Origin of the sequence: Nostoc cycadae WK-1, from assembly GCF_002897135.1 — a bacterium.
GTDB lineage: Bacteria > Cyanobacteriota > Cyanobacteriia > Cyanobacteriales > Nostocaceae > Nostoc_B.
In genome coordinates this window covers 201,801-217,457 of the sequence record NZ_DF978425.1, presented here as the reverse complement: position 1 = coordinate 217,457, position 15,657 = coordinate 201,801, and the positions used below count along the sequence as shown (strand labels likewise).

Below are 15,657 nucleotides of genomic sequence, written 5' to 3'. Positions count from 1 at the left end.
AATGCTTAGTAATATTTTAAAAGTTGAATCCCTAACACTGATGAAATTTGGGACAAATGACAATCCCACTAGAAGCTTAAGAAAAAGTGTAAAAAGCGAATTATTATTTTAGCGATCGCCAGCCCGTCGCCATACTACCAAGGATTACCAATCAATGTAAATCCAGCCCAATAATAAGGATGAGATAATTCATCCTCATCAAGCTCATCCAACTCATGTAACTCTGAAGAAGCAGCACCACGAATTCGGGGATTATCTTCCAAACTAACACGCTCTTTGAGCATATCAATTTGAGCTTGTCGTAGCGCTTCTGACTTAACTGGATTAGCTTTGAGTTTTTCGTAAAATTGAATCATCAAAGCCAATGTCCCGCCATCACTAACAGCCCAAAGACTTGCCAAAGCCGCTTTTGCACCTGACTGTACAGCTAACCCAGCAAACCCCAGTTCGGCTTGAGGGTCACCCAATGCAGTACGACAAGCACTTAATACTAATAACTGCACAGGAGGTTTATTGAGTCCGAGAGTTTTCAGTTCATCTAAGCGAATTTTTTTATCCCAAAACTGGATATAAGATTGCTCAACCGAACCCTGAGCAAATTCAGCATGGGTAGCTAAATGTACTATTCCAAAAGGATAAATAGCACGTTCTTTTTTCAGGTTTTTGAGAGTGAATTCTTGGTTTAATAAAGACTTACCCTTCCAGTTATTGTTAATAATGCTAGATAATTCTAAGGGAACAGCAGGCAAAGGTTCCAGGTTTTTAAATTTCGATGCTCCCAACGCTAAAACCTGGGTTTTGCTAATATTTGTCAGTTGAAAATCTAGAAGGCTAAAAGCCGGAATAATCGTTAAACTATACTTTTCAACTAAAAATGTTTTTCCATCAGAAACCGCAGCTAAAGGAACAGTCCGTAATCCTCCTCCTAAACAAAATATCAGATTATTAATACCTTGTGTTTGTAATTCAGATGTTAAAGGAGTAATTAGGAAGTCATATATCTTTTTACCAGAGGCTAGATACCGTTTGCGCGAAGAACTGGGATTAGTAACATCACTACGGAATTTTGTGACTAAATTAGTCAATACCTCTTTTTTGGCTGCTGGGATACGTTTATGAATTGGTGGTTTATCTGGCAAGACCAATATTAAATCGAGTTGGTCAGCAGTTGGCACTGCATATATTAATGCACTTTTTTTACCGACTTTTTGATTAATATTCTTGAGAACTTGACTGATTTTTTTGACTTCAATAACCTGATTTGAAGGCAATTTTACCTGCATATATTCATCATATTGCTGCTTCCAACCTCTTTCAATATGGATAATAGCCGAGTTAATATCTTCACTGTCTAGTAATCTTTTAACAACCTCCGGTTGCAACCGAGATAAAGGAAGTTTATTTTGTTTTTCTACTGGCGGAACTGCCTTAATTTCTGCTTGGCTAAATGTGAGCAAGTCCAGCCCAATTATTAATATACTAAGGGTTGAAAGAGCTAATAAATTTAGCCTATGCTTGTTCATATTTTTTATGGGGCAATATTATTAATTATTTTTAAATGATTAATAGGACTAAATTAAAATTAACCACAGATGGATGCAGATAAAGTTTCAGGTAATTCTGTCATCTGTCACCTTTTCCCTGTCACCTGTTGTATGTTCAAATCATAACCTAAATTTCTAGGTGTTGATTGAGAAATTGATGAGGTTATTGGCTGTTGGATTGGATTTGCTTTTGCTGTTCTTGTAGCCAAGCTTCAAAAAGTTCATTCAACAATCTTGCTTTCATCTGGTCATCGAGTTGGGCGGGAATAAATTTCTCCAACCGCAAAATGACGACCCATTCGGCTATTCGGGCTGGTGGTATAATTTGACCTGGTTGACTGCTAGATAATAATTGCACCATTCCCGGATGAATTGCTTGTAGTTCAACAGGGCCGACTAGTCCACCAGTTTGGGCTTCTGGGCCTTGAGAGTATTCTTTGGCGACTTCTGCAAATGACTGTTCTTTAGCCTGGAGGCGAAAGTAAAGCTCTTGGACAAGTCCAATATCTTGGGTGCGTAGCAGAGAATAAATTACTTTATCTAGCTTGCTTTTGTTTTGAAAAAAGTAAGATTCTAGCTTGTTACCCCAAGTGTCTAGCTTGAATTTCTCAATTTTCAGTCGGCGAATGGTGACAGCTTCTAATTGATCTACTGTTATACCGTGATACGCCATCCAGGCTTTAATATCCGCATCAGTTTTTAACTGTCGTTCTAGATAAAACTGCTGTTGAGCGCGGGTAATTTCTTCTGGTGTACATTCTATAGTTGCGATCGCTTCATCAATAATTAATTCCCGTAGTAATTGTGGCAGCATTTGGTAACTTGCCAGCAAAGGGATTAGTTCGGTCGCCTGGATTGCACGGTTGCCAATTTGGAGAACTTCTGTCATTTTTTATTCCAACTGCGATCGCATCATCACGCAATTCATTTTTACACATTCAACCACCTCGGCACTTATAGTCAAGTGCTGAGTATAAACTCAGTTGCTGGAAAGATTTAAGCAATTAACACTGTCATAATCTATGTCATTACAGCCGCAGTTATCTTCAAAATATGGTTAACAAAAATTAAAGATGTAGAAAATACTTTCCACATCTTTAAAATATCTTTTAAGAAAAGTAAATCCTTACAAGGTTTCTAAAAAGCTCAAAAGGTCAGCCATTTCTTGGGTACTAGGCTGAAATTTGGGCATAGGTGGCGTTTCACCGCTAATAACTTGGTGAATCAACTTATAACGAGATTTACGTTTAGAAACAGCTTGTAAACTAGGGCCGACTCGCCCATCTGCTTGCCAACCATGACAACCAGCACAATTAATTTGAAAAATAGCGTTTCCTTGCTCTGGGTTTCCCGTTAAGGAAAGAACTGTTTTAACGTAAGGATCTGAAGCTTGTACCATTTGAACACCAAAGATGCCCAAAGGAATTACTAGCAGTATCGCTAGAGCCAGCAAGGCGATCCGCTGAATTAGAATTTCAGGTTTGGTAATCTGGTTATCCAAAAGGTTTGCCGTGAAAGTGTAAGGTTATAAAATTTTTCATTTCCTACACATAGCTTAAAAGTTCTTGATTTCCACTGCAAGCGCAGATGACCGTTTTCTTACAAGTGGTTATCGCTCAAAAACACTGTGGTAAGCGGGATTCGCCGTAATTTGGTAAAATCAAAAACGGGATATGAATCATTAATAATTGCAAACAGGAGATTTAAAGTGGTTGAACCCCTGCTTTCAGGTATTGTCCTTGGTCTAATTGTCGTCACTCTCGCTGGTCTGTTTTACGCTGCATACAAGCAATACAAGCGTCCCAACGAATTGGGTGGTTGATAGATTTTCAGGGCGGTTTCTAACCGCCTATTTTGGTGAGTAATGGGGATGTAGAATTGCAGTTTATGATTCTACATCCCCATCATTGTCTGTAGCGGAGTCAATGATTCTGTAGAAAGTCAGGGCTGTGTTACCGTAAACTTTTTGACGTGAGATTTCCCAATTGGGGATTGTTGGTGGTGTCCAGGCTTGGGGATTGTGTTCTACTGCGATTTCACCCTTAGCGTTTAACAAATTAGAGTCAGCGATCGCTTCTAGGACAGGTTGATATAATCCACTGGTATATGGTGGATCAAAATAAATTTTGTCAAACTGTTTTCCTGACAAAATTTTTAACTGTTGAATGACATCACCCCGCAATAGCTGCCATTTTTGTTCACTGTTAGCTAATTGCTGCCAATTTTCTTGAATAATTGCACAGGCTCGGCTTGATTGTTCAATTCCTACTACTAAGCTGGCTCCTCTGCACAGAGCTTCTGCGCCCATTGAACCACTACCCGCGCACAAATCTAGCCAGCGACAATCTGCAATTTCGCCTTGCCAAATATTAAAAACAGCTTCCCTTACCCTAGCACTTGTAGGTCTGGTTTCTTTTCCTGGTAAGGTTTTAATCGGACGTTTGCCGTAAATTCTCAGGCTCATGATAATTAGTCATTGGTCAATGGTCATTAGTCATTAGTCTGTAACAAAACAAATGACAAATCACAAATGACAAATCACAAATCTTACGCCGCAATTTGTTCACGAACTTGAGAAACAAAATTAGACAGGATTTGCAATCCTATATTAGATGATTTTTCCGGGTGAAATTGCACTGCCATCAGGTTTTCTTTGGCAATAGCCGCTGTGATAGTTTGAGTACCGTGGGTAACAGTTGCAGCCCGAACTTGCGGATCAGTTGGGTCAACATAATAAGAATGGACAAAATAAACCCAAGGATTTGCAGGTAAATGCTCCCACAAAATGCTTTTTGCTTGGGTTAATTCCAGTTGATTCCAACCCATGTGGGGAATTGTAATTCCTGGTTCATGCTGAAAGCGGCGGACTTTTCCTTTGATAATTCCGAGTCCCGGTTGGGTTCCTTCTGCACTTGATTCAAACAGAATTTGCAATCCTAAACAAATTCCTAAGAAAGGTTTACCAGAGGCGATCGCGTCTTTAATTGGTTGTTCTAAATTCCGTTCTCGTAAATGTTGCACTGCGGGATCAAATGCACCAACTCCTGGCAATACTACTGCATCTGCCAATGATATCTCTTTAGCAGAATCTGTAATCTTAGGAGTTGCCCCAGCTTTTTCTATTCCTTTACAGACTGAGTGCAAATTTCCCATGTCGTAATCTACGACTGCAATAACTGGCATTGACCTGCTCCTTGTAAATTTATTATGGAGGGTTTTTCTATTCTAAATAATAATTCTAATGAAGAAAAGAATTCTATTAACTTCTTTTGACACTTGGTTAAGCGATCAAGTGTCAAATTCATCGGATGATTTATTACAAGAAGTGAGTCAAGTTGATTCCATTCCCCACGATGTAAAATTTCTCCGGCTGTTACCTGTAGATGTGATGCTGGCTAGTTCCTGGGTAATTCAAAAAATCTCTGAGTTGCAACCAGATTACATTATCTGTTGTGGCATGGCTGCGAGTCGCCAGCGATTAAGTGTAGAGATGGGTGCTAATCAAGGAGAAATTTTTTTGGCGACCGGAGTTAATTTGGAAAAATTAGTTTCGGGAACAGTAGCAACGGATATTAGTAGTGACTGCGGTAAATTTGTTTGTGAGGGACTTTATTATGCAGTTCTTGACTATCTCCACCAATATCAACTGACAACTCGTTGTATATTTGTTCACGTTCCGGTGTTAAATCAAGAAAATTTGGTATCTATTCTTGCCGATTTCTTATTAATTATTCACAATTTGGCACTCGCATAAAATGGTGTGCGTCTTGTAGGAAAAAGAGTCACCTAAGTATATGTTATCCTTTTTACTCAGCTTACTGATTGCTCAAGCAACACCTCCCACACCACCACCAGAAGAAGTTGTCCAACAGCAACAAGTTTTGCCTTTACCAGGACAGTTAGATTCAGTGCCAACTTTTAATAGTAATAGTCCAGAATTAGTGTTGAAAGAAGGGATTTTACTATCTACCTTTCCAGGAGATGGCAAAAAAGTACCAACGGCACATTTGAATTTTCCGTTTCGGGGACGATTTGATATTTTTGCTCACCACGTTGCGAAAGCCGACCCACCAGAAAATTTGCGATCGCTCTATCTCGGTATAATTTTGCATAACCCAACTGAGCAACCAGTCACCGTCAATATCTTGCAAGCGGCGAGTTATTTAAGCCAACCAGATGCACCATTTATTGAGTTACCGCCGTTTGTTGAAGATGCTGCGGGGAAAGTATTTGCCGGGCCAGGCGATCGCGCCATGTCTGATATCCTCAGAGGACGGCGACAAGCAATATTCCCCGCACAAATAGTCCTTGCACCGAAGCAAAGTCAAATGTTGCTGAACCTTCCTATCCCTGTGCAAGGGTTAACACCGCCTTTAAATGGTCGCTCTACCTTAATGCGCTTGCGGACTAATGGGACAGTCTACGCCGCTAGTTTAGCGATGTTTGCCAAGGATAATGCTGATGGTAGCGAACGTGCGCCAAATTTAGCAGAGTGGGAAAATTTATTAGATAACGGTGAACTGTCCACGCCGCGAGATAAAACACCAACTCCTCTAGAAGAAACTGGTAAACCGAGAATTTACGGACGGGTGGCGGGGGTTGTCGGTGGTTCCTTTTGGCGTGCATTTATAGTAGATAGTCCCAAAGCCAGATTTTTAACCATTCCCCAACCGGGACAAGCTGTTTCCTATGCGCTGAGTACCTTGCATGGTGGAACTTTAGGGACTAATCAAATTCAAAGTGCGCCGATGTTAGCGCGTTATCCCGATACTGCATATCGCGCACATGGCAACTATGCAATTCAATACAATTTGAAGTTACCGTTATATAACAATACTTCTACACCGCAAACTGTGGCTGTCGCTATGCAAACCCCAATTAAAGAAGACCAGTTAGTGAAACCTGGACTGCGCTTTTTTAGTACCCCAGCACGCCAAACATTCTTTCGCGGTAGTGTGCGGATACGCTACAAAGATGATAGAGGTATGGCGCAAACTAAATTTGTGCATTTAGTCCAAAAGCGGGGTCAACCAGGAGAGCCACTGGTAGTATTAAATATGAAAGCCAGCGATCGCAGATTAGTCGAGGTAGACTTTCTCTATCCTCCCGATGCTACGCCACCGCAAGTATTAACTGTGTCAACTCAAAGATAAGTGCTGAGTGTACGTTTAAGCAACTTGAAAGTTCTTCTGATTTTTAGAGACGTTGCAATACAACGTCTCTATGGATTTAGTCAACACGCTGAATACCGACGTGTTGCATAAAGACATACCAATCTTTAGAGAACCCTTTAAATTCAATATCCTTCAGGTTGAATTTGAGATGATTATCCTGAATGGAAAATTTCACACTATTATTCGTTTCCGGTTTGTCAGTTGATAAAATTAATTCCGTACCAGCAGGAATTATCTGTTTAGATTGATCATTCAGCACCTTAGAATCGACAGGTTGACGTTTAATTATCGTCTCTACGTTAAACACCAGCTTGAGAAAACCTTGTTGATTCCCGACACTTTGGCGATCTACAGTAATTTTTACACTATCCTTGGCTTGTTGTTTAGTGGCGATCGCGCTAATACTCGTAACAGGAGTAATTTCATCTTGGATAATTTTGGCGTGTTTCCCAAAAGCAAACCAGTTACTACTAAAACCTTTAAACTGAATATCTTCTAAAAATAATTTATAGTGGTCAGAATTATTGATTGGGAGTTCATAAGACTTAAGCACAAGCAGCGTACCAAGGGGAATACTTTGTTGCTTAGTGCTAGGTAATTGATTTGATTGCACTGGTTCTTGTTTAAGAACTGTATCTTGAATAAACAGAACGCGATTTAAGGTAGCCATATTCTTACCCTGAGAACTTATACCAAGTTATACAATATAAAATTTAAGTTTTACAGATAAAACTCTCTATTTCAGGCTATTAACCCCAAGACTGCTTTAAAAAGTTGGAAATTTGCCGTTCATCAACAATTAGGCTGGCTACACTACTACAATTTAAGGTTTATGTGATAACTCATCTCTGATATTCCACTGTTAAAATTTAATCAAAAGTAACTGAAGTTAGCAAAAAAGCCACGAGGACAGGTTAAATGAATACTGTAGTTCTCAATCTAGAACCCATCGCGCATTTAAGTGATGAGCAATTTTATCAATTGTGTATTGCTAATCGTGATTTAAGCCTGGAAATGAACGCAGCAGGAGAATTAATTATTATGCCACCAGTGGGAGGAGAAAGCGGAAATCAAGAAGCTGGACTAATCACTGATTTAGAAATCTGGAATCGTCAAGCTAAATTAGGCAAAGTTTTTAGTTCTTCAACTATCTTTATCTTGCCGAATGGTGCAAAACGTTCTCCTGATGCAGCTTGGGTAAAATTGGCAAGGTGGGAAGCTTTAACACCAGAACAACGCAAAAAATTCCCGCCACTCGTACCCGATTTTGCCATTGAATTGCGTTCTGAAACCGATAGGCTCAAATCTTTGCAAGAAAAAATGCAGGAATACATAGAAAATGGTTTGCGTTTAGGATGGCTGATTAATTATCAAGATGGCAAAGTAGAAATTTATCGACTCCAAAAACCTGTCGAGGTAATACAAATACCAACAATTCTTTCTGGAGAAGATGTACTACCAGGATTGGAGATGCACTTGGTAAATGATTAAACTTAGACATCAAAAGACTTTTAACCCTGTCATCTGTCCCCTTTCCCCTGCTATAACTAACCTTTTTGAAAACCCTTTGCGGCTTGTTTTTGCCCCTTAGCTTTGGGTTTAGATTTATTAACTTCTGTCAGTGCTTCTTGAAATAAATTATGCAGATGTAAAGGTACACTGGCAATTTCTGGTAATTCTGGTTCAATAGGTTTACCAAACTCTTGCAAGAGTTTATCCAAGTCATTGCTCAGACTAAACTCAGGACTCTGCAAGAAATCTTGCATGACTTTCTCTAGTTGCGTTGGGTATTGTTTTGCTAACCGATGCCAAACATAAGCATTAATACTTTTATTTTCTAAATAGTGACGAATTAGTTTTTCTGCACCTGCAATACTTTGCCAATCATCAGCTAATAAAATATTTGTAAATTTAGTATGTGTTGGTAAGAATATTAGCCCCCAACGTGGATGAGAAATTGCTGTGACTTGTTCAGCTTTTCGTAAATCAGCGGGTAAATCTACCTTTGGCGCAACCATTTTTTGCTTGCCATTTTTCCCATTCAGCATTTGCGAAACTGCATTAGAGTCAACGCCAACTTCTTTAGCAGCTGCGGCGATTTCCTCTTCACCAATACCTGCTTCTGCTGCTATCTCATCCAAAGATTTGGAAGTATCCAGTCCGGCTGCTTGGAGATATTTGTTACTGATAATTTCTTGAAATTCAACTATTTTTTTATTGAGTTGATATCCTGGCAAAGTAACTTCATCACTACTAAAAAAGTCAACAAACTGCTGATGATATTGTTCTACTGACTGCCATGCTTCTTCCAGTAAGTCGGGTGCATCACTGTAAAGATGACTTTTATAATTATCTTTAAAATTACCAATTGCGACAGCGAGTTTTGGCTTACCGAGTTTACCCATAAAAGTGTGAGTTCCCGAAAATATCCACTCATTTTCAGTAAGGGGTGAAATACGGGTAAGTAAGATATCTCCTATTTGGAAACGAGATATTTCTTTTTGTTTTTCATAACTATTAGACGTGACAATGTAATTTTTAGCTGTCAGGACAATATAATGTTTAGCAGTCAGCCAGTTCATCAGTTCCAAACCATCAGGTAGAATCTGGGTGATGGTAAATAAACCAATAAAGCTCCGATGCCAACTATTGAGTAAATGGCGATCGCTCTCTGATAAATCTGCATTACTGGCAATAAATAACTCTATAGGTGAATTATCCCCAACTTTTCCCTCTGTAATAAAGCTATCAATAATTAAATCTTGTTGGTTATTATCACCATTTCCCCGACGCGACTGTGCAGCTGCATAAACCTCTAGTGCTTGTGCGAGTTCGCCTTCAGCATCTAGGACAAAATCAACCAAGGCTTGTTTAAGTGTTTGCGCTCGTTTTACTATGACATCCACAGGCGAATCTCTCTGCTCAACAATTGTAGCCTATAGCGTTTTGGCAGAGAATAACATCTAGCAATAGCTAGATTTCCTTCAACCAGATTCAGCCGCTTTAATTTCGTTGCGTGCCTTTGACTCGATGTATAGCCATAATATAGTGCTGAGTAGTAACTCAATATTTTCAAGAGTCTCAGCCACAAACATAGTCGTCACCAATGCTTCGACTGCTATAATCAACAGCCTCAACAGCAAATTATTGCGCTGAGTCGTAACCTTGATAAACAGGGATACCAACCAGTATTATTAATTCAATCTCAAGCCTAAAGCGTTGATAATGACTTAGCAGTAGTGGCAGAACAAATTGCTTTACGTCCCAGAGGTAAAAATTTTCAACTAGTCGTAATAGCAAGGGAAATGATGAATTCTGTGCCTTTTCCTAAAATGGAATTGACTTCGATTTTACCATTGTGTTTTTCTTCCACAATCTGACGGGCGATCGCTAATCCCAAGCCTGTACCTTTACCGACTGCTTTGGTGGTAAATAAATGGTCAAAAATTTTCGCTTGAACTTCAGCATCCATCCCTTTACCGTTATCTCGAATATGGATGTAAACTTGGTTAGCAATTGCTTGAGTGCGGATATTAATTTCTTGAGGATGAGTTTGCAATTCAGCAAATGTGCATTCTTGTGCCATATCATCAAACATATCAATGGCATTAGCCAAGATATTCATAAATACTTGGTTTAACTGACCAGGAAAGCATTCAATTAGAGGTATATCACCGTATTCTTGCTGAATATTAATAGCAGGACGATGCTCGTTGGCTTTAAGGCGGTATTTTAAAATTAACAAGGTGCTATCAAGACCATCATGGATATTAGCCATTACTTGATTGATAGTATCTGCACGGGAGAAGGTACGTAGACTGTTGCTAATCGATTTGATGCGCTCAGTTGCTTCGGTCATGGAATGCAGTAACTTGGGTAAATCTGCAACTAAAAATTCCAAATCGATATTCTTGGCATTATTTTGAATCGAGGCAACAGGTTCAGAGTAAAATTGTTGATAAAGTTCTAGATGTCCGATTAAATCCTGGGTGTATTCTTGGGCGTTGCTGATACTACCGTAAAGAAAACCAATGGGGTTATTAACTTCATGAGCAACCCCAGCGACTAAGTTCCCCAAAGATGCCATTTTTTCATTTTGTACTATCTGGAGTTGAGATTGTTCCACTTTTTGAGCATAAGCTTGAGCTTGCTGATAAAGGCGAGCATTTTCTAAGGAAATAGCAGCTTGAGTACAAAGGAAGTTGAGAATGAGGATGCGATCGCTTGTAAACACCTCACTAGTAGACTGATTCTTCAAATACAAAATTCCTATCAAATTTCCCTGATAGAGAATTGGTAAACATAGCAGACTTTTTGGTTGGCGCTGATCTAAATACTGATCAATTACAGGTAAATCTGTCTTGAGTTCGTTAATTACTACAACTTCTTGGTTATTTTTGACGTATTGAATCAGTTTGACAGGGAGGATGGAATTACCTTCCAAGGGTTGGCGACAAAGTTCTGTGGTTTCGGATGTGGTAATGGCTCTTACTTCCCATATTCCATCACTATTTGGCAAGATTAAGGCGCAGCGATCGCCCCCAGAGTTTTGTAGAATAATCTGAGTTAGTTGATGCAAGAGTTTATCTAGTTGAATTGTGCTGGATAGACTTTGAGAGGCTTTGAGAATAGCTGCAAAATCTAAAGCAACATTCAAACTTGTATTAGAGGTGTTAGTGTTTGTCGCGTTATGAATCGAGACATGGGAGGTAGTAATAGCAGCGAGGGTTTCCAATGGGTTGAGAATTGGTGTTGTCTGCTGGAAAATAGGACGCAGTAAATCGGGATAGCGGCTTTCTAAATCATCGGTTTTGGCTTTTGCACCCCAATGAGCATAACCATAATAAGCTTCCTGCATATAAGCTGTGGCGATTTTATCTTTACCCCAAGCTAGGTAAAACTTCGCTGCTAATTCATTGGCGAGGGCTGCTTCTTGCAGATAGCCATTGGTTTGAGCCAGAGCGATCGCGCGATCATATAAATCCCCAGCCTCATAGTATTTGCCTAATACCCGATGAATTTCAGCTTCTACTAATTGAAACTTGTGCAGATAGTTCATGGGAGCATGATCCGCCCATATTTTCATTGATTTTTGATTGTTTGTAATCTTCTCCCAATCCGCAGTTTCCTGTGCTGTATCTGAACTAGAATATGATGACAATAAACTCAAAGATTGATAAAAATTCTTCAACGGGATAATCAATAAACCCGCTGCTCCTTGTTCATATTCTGCAAATTTACTAGCATAATCTTTGGCAATTTCTACATCACCAAATAAATAACATAGTAAGAGTTTTGCTAGATAAACATAACAAATTCCATTTACATTACGACTTTGAATTAAAGATGGCAGAGTTAGAGTTTCATTAAAGCTAGAACCAATGAGCATTTTGGCATTTTCTGCTTTACCACGCAAATTGATTACTGTTTGTCGCCATGTGTTCGCCCAAATTAAAGAAGCTTCTTGCTTAATATCTTCAATCAGCGCACAGTATTTATCAGCTTCAGCTTCGGCAATTTCGAGATTTTCGCCTGTCCAAAATAAAAATTGGCAATAGCAATTAGCACAATAACCAACATATTCTAAATCACCGTGTTCTAGCCCACTGCTTAGACCAGATAAGAATACAGGTAATGTAGAACGCAAAGAATCTTGCCAATGTTTAATAAATAAAGCAAAGGTGAGATTAACTTTACTAGTTAATTCCTTCGCTTGTAATTGTTCTAAAACAATAGTTGCTAATTGACCAAATTGATAGCCGCGCTCAATTTCTCCAGTAGCGCATAAAAATAAGCCATACAAACTATAAGCTATAGCGGCTTGAGGAGAGTTACCCTTTTGAATGCAGATTTTCACCATTGTGAATATCTTTAAAGGTAACAACTGCGGTTTAGCTAAATACACAGATGCAAATAAACCAACCAAGATTCGCATCGCCGCTAATTGATGAGGGTCTTGGAGAATTGGTAAATCTGCAAGAGTTTCTATGGGGCGATCGCCTAAAATAATTTTGAGTTGTTGATGCTGGGTAATCATTGTCTCAAAATCACAATCTTCAGGAAAATATACACCCAGTAACTCTAGAGCTTCTCTCCCTGTATTGATAGCTTCTATCAGGTTGTTTTGGGCTGTGTAAGATAAAATTTGGATTTCATAAACCTTGATTTTATCTAACGAGTTACGAGCCGATAAAAGCGTTTGCTCGATGAAGTGTTGAGATTGAGCAAAATTAGTGTTTAGATATTCTGATTCTGCTAAAGCTTCATAAAATTGTAAAGTTAAATCATACTGACTTTGCCAACTATCTGCTGTTAAAAGTGTTAAACCTGTATTTAAATAACTTACAGCCGCAGAGTAGGCTGTTGCAACTTTAGCTTTATGTCCAGCCCGTAAGTTTAACTGGGCTAATTGTTCTTTTTGGGATGGTTCTGTAATTAATTTAATACCGATATTTAGCTGATTGATAATATCAAAAATGCGTGTTTCCAACTCTTGTTCTGGGGTATTACTCCAAAGTAATTTGCCAATTTTCAGGTGAGTAGCTTGTTTTTGGCGATCGGGAATTAAAGAGTAAGCAGCTTGTTGGACGCGATCGTGCAAAAACCGATAAGTTAAATTCTCAATATTTTGAGTATTTGTATCTGTTTGTTCATGGTTGAGATAAAATTTATAAACTTCACTTTGAGGGAGAATTAATCCTTCTTGTAAAGCTTTCCACAAAGCTGTAGCCGCTTCCATTTGTAATTGTTCAGAAACAATCGCTAAGGTAGCTAAATCAAATTGATTACCGATACAAGCAGCTAATTTGAGTATTTGTTGCGTTTCATTAGGTAACTTCTGCAATTGTTGTGCCATAAACTCTACCACATCGTCGGTAAGAGATAGGGCATTGATTTGGACAATATCACATTCCCAATATCCCTGTTCACGATTAAATTTAATTTCACCATCTTCGTATAATGCTTTGAGAAACTGAGTGATGAAAAAGGGATTACCTTGGGTCTTGCGGACAATTAATTCGGTGAGGGGAAGCGATCGCTCTGTGGGACAATGCAGTGTATCTGCGACTAACTGATTGATATCACTCAACATCAGAGGCGCAAGGGTAATTGTATTAACTGTTTTACCAACTTGCTGGAGTTCCTCAACTGTCAAAATTAACGGGTGTGTCTGCGATACTTCATTGTCTCGATAAGCCCCCAACAATAACAAATAATTCTTATCGGCCATCAGCAGTTTAATCAACTGCAAAGAAGCCAAATCTGCCCATTGCAAGTCATCAAGAAACATGACTAATGGGTGTTCTGCTGTGGTAAAAACGGCAATAAATTTTTGAAATAATAAGTTAAATCGATTTTGGGCGGCGGTTCCCGAAAGTTCTGGTGCGAGGGGTTGTTTACCAATCACTCTTTCGAGTTCTGGCATAACTTCAATTAAAACTTGTCCATTATCACCCAAAGCTGTGAGAATTTTGCTGCGCCATTGGTTTAATTGGGTATCTGATTCGGATAATAACTGCCCAATTAAATCTCGCAAAGCTTGCACAAAAGCTAATAAAGGCAGATTCCGATTGAACTGGTCAAATTTACCTTTGATAAAATAGCCTTGCTGACGGGTAATAGGTTTGTGAACTTCATTGACGACGGCTGTTTTACCAATCCCGGAAAATCCGGCGACTAGCATCATTTCGGTTGTACCGTTGGCGACGCGCTCAAAAGCTTGCAGTAGGTTGGTAACTTCTACGTCTCGTCCGTAGAGTTTTTCGGGGATGAGGAAGCGATCGCAAATATCCCGTCTACCAATGGCAAAATATTCAACTTTGCCAGTATCTTTCAACTGCTCATAACAAGTTTCTAAATCAAATTTTAATCCCAACGCACTCTGATATCGATCTTCGGCATTTTTCGCCATCAATTTCTGCACGATATCCGCAATCACTGGCGGTATCTCTGGCCTGTTCTCCCATATAGTTAGCTTTTTTGCTATATGGCAATGCAGTAACTCCATTGGGTCATCACAAATAAATGGTAAATTCCCTGTCAATAATTCAAAAAAGGTGACACCCAAAGAATAAAAATCACTCCGATAATCTATTCCGCGATTCATCCTCCCGGTTTGTTCTGGAGAAATATAAGCGAGTGTCCCTTCTAAAACATTGGGACTTTTGATTTCTTGAGTTTCTCTAGGTAACAAAGAGGCAATACTAAAATCAATGAGTTCTATCTGTTTGCTCTGGGGATGAATCAGGATATTGGCGGGTTTGATATCTTTGTGGATAACGCGATGTTGATGTAAATCTTGGAGAACAGTGCTTAATTGAATGGCGATCGCTAAAAATTCCGCTAGGGAAAGAGAGGTAGTTTTGATGTATTCTCGGAGAGCGATCGCACCTGTATCCGCTATCACCAAAATATAACCATTGCGAGATGTTTCTAGTGACAAGGGATGAATAATCCCCGGAATCTGGAGATTTTTGCTAATGGTATATTGGTTGCGAAATTGTAATAATTCTTGAAAACTGGGATATTCTGATGTCAAAAGTTTGATGACTACTGGCAGTTGATCGACTTGACGGATAGCACGATATACCCTGGTTCTAGAACCTGCATACAGTTGAGAGCTAATTTGATATCCAAGAATGACGGGGGTAGGAAACTCAGTAGCCATTTATATATACCTCTAGCTTCTTTTGGCGTTTGCTTCTCTACATGGATGAAACCACGCGCAGCAAGTTTAGATAAGCTTAGTATTCCCATTCATTCGAGGTTGAATCACGGATTGGTGAATTAAAGTACTTTTGATTACTTTAATTAATTAAGGTAATAAATTGGATATGAACCTTGTAAATTCAAACTCTTGTCTTTAACCAAAATATTCCTACTCCCCACTCCCATTGCTATAAATAGTTTTGCTTCTGTGGTTATTTAAATAGCTATGG

Annotated in this window: 12 protein-coding genes; 4 read left to right on the top strand and 8 right to left on the bottom strand. The window is 39.1% G+C overall.

The features are described 5' to 3' along the window. Positions 1-134: 134 nt before the first annotated feature. The 3 genes from NCWK1_RS09070 to NCWK1_RS09060 all read right to left on the bottom strand — a co-directional run bounded on the left by NCWK1_RS09070 (position 135) and on the right by NCWK1_RS09060 (position 3,045). Positions 135-1,523 (bottom strand): CHAT domain-containing protein, encoded by a 1,389-nt coding sequence (locus tag NCWK1_RS09070; RefSeq protein WP_096579689.1) that lies wholly within the window; start codon positions 1,521-1,523, stop codon positions 135-137. Between the two features lie 184 nt (positions 1,524-1,707). Beyond that, a complete protein-coding gene (locus NCWK1_RS09065) occupies positions 1,708-2,433 on the bottom strand; it encodes a peptidylprolyl isomerase (protein ID WP_096579687.1) in 726 nt (241 codons plus the stop codon). A gap of 237 nt (positions 2,434-2,670) precedes the next feature. Further along, the gene (locus tag NCWK1_RS09060; RefSeq protein ID WP_015113038.1) at positions 2,671-3,045 is read right to left on the bottom strand and encodes a c-type cytochrome; all 375 of its coding nucleotides are present in this window, start codon (positions 3,043-3,045) and stop codon (positions 2,671-2,673) included. Positions 3,046-3,252: 207 nt separating this feature from the next. On the opposite strand from NCWK1_RS09060, the gene petG reads away from it, so the two are divergent. Beyond that, the gene (gene petG / locus NCWK1_RS09055; RefSeq protein WP_010995538.1) at positions 3,253-3,366 is read left to right on the top strand and encodes a cytochrome b6-f complex subunit V; all 114 of its coding nucleotides are present in this window, start codon (positions 3,253-3,255) and stop codon (positions 3,364-3,366) included. 63 nt (positions 3,367-3,429) lie between these two features. Here petG and rsmD read toward each other — a convergent pair whose 3' ends face one another. Then, entirely contained in the window at positions 3,430-4,008 is a 579-nt protein-coding gene (gene rsmD / locus NCWK1_RS09050) for a 16S rRNA (guanine(966)-N(2))-methyltransferase RsmD (RefSeq protein WP_103124482.1), read from the bottom strand. Between the two features lie 83 nt (positions 4,009-4,091). Next, the gene (gene hisH / locus NCWK1_RS09045) at positions 4,092-4,727 is read right to left on the bottom strand and encodes an imidazole glycerol phosphate synthase subunit HisH (RefSeq protein WP_096579683.1); all 636 of its coding nucleotides are present in this window, start codon (positions 4,725-4,727) and stop codon (positions 4,092-4,094) included. A 58-nt stretch (positions 4,728-4,785) separates the two neighbouring features. Here hisH and NCWK1_RS09040 point away from each other — a divergent pair, with 58 nt between their 5' ends. Next, positions 4,786-5,298, top strand: coding sequence for a pyroglutamyl-peptidase I family protein (locus NCWK1_RS09040; protein ID WP_096579681.1), 513 nt, complete (start codon positions 4,786-4,788; stop codon positions 5,296-5,298). A 40-nt stretch (positions 5,299-5,338) separates the two neighbouring features. Next, positions 5,339-6,697, top strand: coding sequence for a DUF3370 domain-containing protein (locus tag NCWK1_RS09035; protein WP_103124481.1), 1,359 nt, complete (start codon positions 5,339-5,341; stop codon positions 6,695-6,697). 76 nt (positions 6,698-6,773) lie between these two features. On the opposite strand, the gene NCWK1_RS09030 is transcribed toward NCWK1_RS09035, so the two are convergent. Beyond that, the gene (locus NCWK1_RS09030) at positions 6,774-7,388 is read right to left on the bottom strand and encodes a hypothetical protein (RefSeq protein ID WP_103124480.1); all 615 of its coding nucleotides are present in this window, start codon (positions 7,386-7,388) and stop codon (positions 6,774-6,776) included. Positions 7,389-7,636: 248 nt separating this feature from the next. Here NCWK1_RS09030 and NCWK1_RS09025 point away from each other — a divergent pair, with 248 nt between their 5' ends. Continuing rightward, positions 7,637-8,209 carry a Uma2 family endonuclease gene (locus tag NCWK1_RS09025; RefSeq protein WP_096579674.1) on the top strand — a complete coding sequence of 191 codons (573 nt, stop codon included), beginning with the start codon at positions 7,637-7,639 and terminating at the stop codon, positions 8,207-8,209. A gap of 56 nt (positions 8,210-8,265) precedes the next feature. On the opposite strand, the gene NCWK1_RS09020 is transcribed toward NCWK1_RS09025, so the two are convergent. Further along, entirely contained in the window at positions 8,266-9,624 is a 1,359-nt protein-coding gene (locus NCWK1_RS09020) for a hypothetical protein (protein ID WP_103124479.1), read from the bottom strand. Between the two features lie 374 nt (positions 9,625-9,998). After that, positions 9,999-15,386, bottom strand: a complete 5,388-nt coding sequence (locus tag NCWK1_RS09010; protein WP_103124478.1) for a trifunctional serine/threonine-protein kinase/ATP-binding protein/sensor histidine kinase — start codon at positions 15,384-15,386, stop codon at positions 9,999-10,001. Positions 15,387-15,657: the final 271 nt, after the last annotated feature.

Bases quoted from the DNA above. Each gene is read 5' to 3' on its own strand.
- NCWK1_RS09035 (WP_103124481.1), top strand. From the start codon at position 5,339: ATGTTATCCTTTTTACTCAGCTTACTGATTGCTCAAGCAACACCTCCC.
- NCWK1_RS09025 (WP_096579674.1), top strand. From the start codon at position 7,637: ATGAATACTGTAGTTCTCAATCTAGAACCCATCGCGCATTTAAGTGAT.
- NCWK1_RS09030 (WP_103124480.1), bottom strand. From the start codon at position 7,388: ATGGCTACCTTAAATCGCGTTCTGTTTATTCAAGATACAGTTCTTAAA.
- NCWK1_RS09070 (WP_096579689.1), bottom strand. From the start codon at position 1,523: ATGAACAAGCATAGGCTAAATTTATTAGCTCTTTCAACCCTTAGTATA.
- rsmD (WP_103124482.1), bottom strand. From the start codon at position 4,008: ATGAGCCTGAGAATTTACGGCAAACGTCCGATTAAAACCTTACCAGGA.
- NCWK1_RS09065 (WP_096579687.1), bottom strand. From the start codon at position 2,433: ATGACAGAAGTTCTCCAAATTGGCAACCGTGCAATCCAGGCGACCGAA.
- hisH (WP_096579683.1), bottom strand. From the start codon at position 4,727: ATGCCAGTTATTGCAGTCGTAGATTACGACATGGGAAATTTGCACTCA.
- NCWK1_RS09010 (WP_103124478.1), bottom strand. From the start codon at position 15,386: ATGGCTACTGAGTTTCCTACCCCCGTCATTCTTGGATATCAAATTAGC.
- NCWK1_RS09040 (WP_096579681.1), top strand. From the start codon at position 4,786: ATGAAGAAAAGAATTCTATTAACTTCTTTTGACACTTGGTTAAGCGAT.